The 901-nt window shown below is 47.8% G+C and carries 2 protein-coding genes; one reads left to right on the top strand and one right to left on the bottom strand.

The features are described 5' to 3' along the window. Positions 1-68 precede the first annotated feature (68 nt). Positions 69-419 carry a DUF3732 domain-containing protein gene (locus OGY71_RS01145; protein ID WP_286612675.1) on the top strand — a complete coding sequence of 117 codons (351 nt, stop codon included), beginning with the start codon at positions 69-71 and terminating at the stop codon, positions 417-419. A gap of 223 nt (positions 420-642) precedes the next feature. Here the strand turns inward: OGY71_RS01145 and OGY71_RS01140 are convergent, their stop codons facing one another. Next, a complete protein-coding gene (locus tag OGY71_RS01140; RefSeq protein WP_286612677.1) occupies positions 643-816 on the bottom strand; it encodes an AlpA family phage regulatory protein in 174 nt (57 codons plus the stop codon). Positions 817-901: the final 85 nt, after the last annotated feature.

Here is a 901-nt window from a genome sequence, read left to right as displayed (position 1 = left end):
GGTGGGTTGCCCCCAAACGAATCGGAAAACCGATACTGGAAAAACTCTAAAGCCGTGGCCAGTTTTAGTTGACCACTACATTCGCTGCCCGGGGAGACGAATGTGCAATCCCTCCCATCCTCTTTCTGGATCAACCTACTCAAGTGTACTTCCCATCCAAGGATGAGGGTGAGGAGTTTGAGGCCGAGAATTTACGGGCCGAGGACACCCAGGGTGTAGAACTGCATGATGACATTGATGCTGTTTCGAACATGTTCACACAGATGGCGAAATTCTGTGATGATACGGCGCATGAAACGGGCGTAATGCCGCAGATCATCGTCTGCGATCACGCCGATGGACTAAATCTCGGCCAGGGCTACAACTTTAAGGATTTCGTACGGGCGAAATGGCGCCACCGTGGGTTCATTGTAGACTGACTGATCGCTATGGAGCGAATCGGTGGCTATAGAAGGTATACATCGACTCATTGAACTCACAGCTCATAGCGGACCTTCAGTTCCGTTATAGTCGAGTAATTCAAGGAATAAGGCGTAGGGCAGGAGTTTCTGCCCTACTTGGTGTTTGTTATCTCATTAAGCCTGCTAGAGTACTTGCTTTCAAGTGGGCCTAACCCCGAGTGTGTTCCAGTAGTAGTGACATTCATGCCTTGACTGCATTACGTTGCAAAATCCAGTTATCAATCTCTGATTCCAACCAACCAACAGATTGTTTTCCTAATCTAAGCCGTTTGGGAAAACTGGCATCGTAACGTGGTGATTTAGGATTTATCCAATCGTAGATGGTGGAGCGACCGATACCTATTTTTTGACAAATATCCCGTGACCTGCTCCCCGTTGATTAGTACACCCCGATGTTAGTAATGTCTTCATAAGCCACATGAGGACATCCCCATGAAGAA

Source organism: Citrobacter sp. Cpo109, assembly GCF_030332565.1.
GTDB lineage: Bacteria > Pseudomonadota > Gammaproteobacteria > Enterobacterales > Enterobacteriaceae > Citrobacter > Citrobacter portucalensis.
This window is presented reverse-complemented; position numbering and strand designations above follow the sequence as displayed.